Annotated in this window: 3 protein-coding genes and 1 pseudogene; all 4 read left to right on the forward strand. The window is 65.5% G+C overall.

Annotated elements, in window-relative coordinates; translation table 11 throughout:
* Window positions 1-783 (forward strand): annotated as a pseudogene (locus ACLP2E_RS11215) (hypothetical protein); the annotation flags it as partial.
* Window positions 784-1010: 227 nt separating this feature from the next.
* Window positions 1011-1241: a hypothetical protein gene (locus tag ACLP2E_RS11220; protein WP_442465973.1), complete on the forward strand. Its 231-nt coding sequence runs from the start codon at window positions 1011-1013 to the stop codon at window positions 1239-1241.
* Window positions 1242-1249: 8 nt separating this feature from the next.
* Window positions 1250-2752, forward strand: a complete 1503-nt coding sequence (locus ACLP2E_RS11225; RefSeq protein ID WP_442465974.1) for a hypothetical protein — start codon at window positions 1250-1252, stop codon at window positions 2750-2752.
* 114 nt (window positions 2753-2866) lie between these two features.
* Window positions 2867-3659: hypothetical protein (locus ACLP2E_RS11230; protein WP_442465975.1), on the forward strand; the 793-nt coding region annotated here is incomplete at its 3' end.

The raw sequence follows: 3659 nt of genomic DNA on the forward strand, positions 1-3659 counted from the left end.
CCTGGAACAGGAGTCGCTGTAAACGACACCTTCAACCCATCTGACGGCACGCTTGCGGTTGCTGGCGCCTATGGCACTGGCACTACTACCGCCGGCGCCAAGACGAAACTCACCGCTACCAACGTGCAGGTCGTGTCCGCGGTTGTCAACGCGGCAGGCTCCGGCGGCACGCCCGGCGCAGTGACCGTCACCGGCACGACCGGCACCGGCACGAAATGGCAGGGCACCGGCACCATCAACGCCGGCGGCGCTCTCACCGGTCCGATCGTCGTCACGGTCGCTGGCGACTATACGGCGCAGCCGACCAACGCAGGTGACACGATCACGGGCGGCTCCCTATCGGGCGCTACGTGCACCCTTGTCACCGGCGCGCTGACCTTCGCGATCACAACCGCCGGCGGCTACACGGTCGCCCCGCAGTCCGGCCTCACAGCCGACGTTGTCGGCGCCGGCGTCGGCGTCACGGTGACCTGGTCCTTCGGCCTTGGCACGGCGCTGCTCACGCACTCCGGCAACTATTCCGGGGCGCCGTCGTTCACTGTCTCCGGCGGCGGCGGCTCCGGCGCATCGATCGCGACTGCGACGCTCGGCGGCTCCGGCGCGGCGATCCCGCGCACGGTCGCGATCGACCTTCCGACGCCGTACAACGCCGGGGTCATGTCCAACTGTCAGGCGATCCAGAACGTCACAAGCCTCCTCAAGACGAATGTCGGTTTCACGTTCAGCCTTACCGGCGCAGCGACCCTGGCTGCCGGCACCGTCGACGTCGTGGTCATCGGCTGATGCTGAAGCCCAAGACCAGGGGCGGACACACAGTACCGGAAGGCGGCCATCGGCCGCCTGTGCCGCCTGCGGGCTCGGGCGTCAGGTCGACTGCCGCCCTCGCGCCTACAGTGGACGGGACGGAAGACGTCGAACTTTCCCCGTCGATGCTCGCCTACCCTAACCACCTATCGCGAGTGTCCACCGTGGAGGCCGTAGGAAGCCCCGTGGAGGCTGTCCCCCTTCCCGTGGCCGATGATGCCACGGGGGAGCCCCCAACGGCCCCTGACGAGCCTGCGCTGCCCCTGCGCGCGGTTTTGGCTCACTCAGCCAACTCCGCCGTGTTTCCTGCGGCCGAACATCTCCAGCGCGCCCTTCGTCACCTCGACGAATTCGGCGCGGCGCTGCCCGACGCGATCGAGGCGTCGACGGGCGAACTCAACGCGGGCCTGAAAGCCCTGCGGAACCTTCTGTTCTGAGGACACCCATGGACGCCAAGAAGCTGACCAAGCCGATGCGCGACGCGATTCCGGAAGAGCATTTTGCTGTTCCGGGCAAGCGCAAGCTGCCAATCCATGATGAACGGCACACGCGCCTCGCGTGGGACATGGTCGATCGCACCGGCGGCCTGACCCCGGAAGAGAAGTCCGCCGCGCGCGGCCACATCCTCCGCCGCGCCAAAGAACTCGGAATCGACACCACCGACTGGCACCGCGTCAAGGCCATGCGCTTTGACGCGATGGCCCTCAACATTTCAAACGACGACGATCACCCGAACAAGATGCCGTTCTCCGGCGTCCTGACGAAGGTCGACGAGCCGTCTGACGAGCCGCCCGGCGGCTCCAACGGCAGACGCATCCTCGTCACATCAGAAGCCGCCCAGGCCGCGCTCAAGACGCTGGTTGGGATGGCTGTCGACTTCACGGCCGCCTTTGACGGCCATGATCCGCAAGCCAAGGTTGGCCTCATCACGTCCGCCGATGTCATCGGCAACGAGATCGTCATCAGTGGCTACATCTACGCCTCAGACTTCCCCGAGGTCGCCGCAAGCATCAAAGCGTTGAAATCTGTCCTGGGCTTCTCGTTCGAAGCGCAACGGATTGACGTCGAAGATCCGGGTGCGGACGTTCTCAAGATTGTCGAACTGGCGTTCACCGGCGCCGCGATCCTGCGAAAGGACAAGGCCGCCTATCACTCCACCTCGCTTGCGGCGAACGCCGCCAAGGACATTGACATGACCCCCGACGAACTCAAGGCTTTGCTCGCCGAAGCGCTGAAGCCCATCAACGACAAAATCTCCGGCCTCGAGGCATCCAACGCGACCCTTGGGACCGCCAACGCCGCTCTCGCGGCCAAGGTCGCCGCCGACCTCAAGGTTGTCGAGGCCAACGCTGCGACTGCAGCCAAGGTCGAGCCGCATGCGGCCGGGCTCGAAAGCTGCGCGGCCTCCATGGAAGCAGCTGGCATTGGTTTGCATCCGACTGGCGGTCACGTCCAGACGCTGAAAAGAATGGCTTCCGCCATGCGCGCCGACGCCGCGACCGGCAAGGTCCCGCACATCTTCCGCGACCACGACTATCCCTACAGCGCGTCGGCCGACAGGAGCGACGACAAGTCCGTGGCGGACAAGATCTCGGCCGCGGCCGAAGAGACCAAGAAACTGCTCGCCGCCAAGGACGACGAAGTCGCCAAGCTCATCGCCTCGGCGGTCGAGACGGCTTCCAAGGCGTTCGGCGACAAGCTCGCTGCCGCGGAGACGAAGATTGCGGATCTCAAGGCCGGCAAGCGCGCCGACAGCGCCGCCCCCGAGCGCAAGACCCTATCGCCGGTCGTGACTGCGATCCTGGCGCGGGCCAACCTGACGACGCCGGAAGGAGACGCCAAGCTGTCGGCGTCTGCGATCGACGCCGCCATCAAGCCGCTCAACCTCGAGCCGGCCAAGCGCATCCAAATGAAGATCGAACTCGAGCGCGCTGGCCTCACCGCCTGACGTCAACCTGAACGCATAGAGCCGCGCTGAAAGCAGCGCCGGCGGGGCCTGAAGCGCCCTGCCGGCGAGCGTTCGCGTGCGCCCATCCCAACATCCCGGAAGGATCAATTCGTCATGAGTGGAATTTCCCGCGCCAGATTTGAGGACATGAAGGCCGCGGCCGACTACCTCGGCAACGGCGCCATCGAAGTGAACAAGTACGAGAACGAGATCTACGACATCGTTCGTCGCAGTTCCGAGTTTCTCAACCGCGTCGACGCGAAGCCTGCGACGGGTCATCCCCACCGCTACTTCGAAGAGACGGCGATCGGCACCGGCGGATTCGTCGATCCGCGCAACCTCACCGCAACGGCGACGGGCCCGACCCGCGTCGAGCGTCCCGCGATGATCAAGGCCATCACCGCGCAGACCAACCTGTCGCTGTTCGACATCGACGTCACCAGGCAGCAGGGGCAGTTCGCCTACATCGAAGCCAAGGACATCGACGATATCATCAACGCGATCATCCTGACCGAGGCGAGCGCGGTTTGGGCCGGAAACGACACCAGCTTGTCGCTGCCGACCACGGTCCAGTATGTCGGTCTTCTGACCCAGATCACCACCCAGGCGACGATCGCCCCGGGCGCCTCGATCATCGACGGTCTCAAAGCCCAGGTGGCGAAGCTCGTCTCGAACATCACCTATGTGATCCGGCCGACCGCGATCTACCTCAACCCCGTCCTCGGCGATTACATCGATCGCGAGGCGAAGGCTGCGCAGATCACGTTCGACAAACTGACCCTCACCGCTGGCGTCACCGTCAGCGCGCTTCAGACCCAGGCCGGCGTTCTTCCGCTGATCCCGGATCCCTTCATGCCGACGACTGCGGCCGCCACCTCGGCCTACGGCTTCGCGGCCACTCCCGCCG

Origin of the sequence: Rhodoblastus sp. (assembly GCF_052145335.1) — a bacterium.
Taxonomy (GTDB): domain Bacteria; phylum Pseudomonadota; class Alphaproteobacteria; order Rhizobiales; family Beijerinckiaceae; genus Rhodoblastus.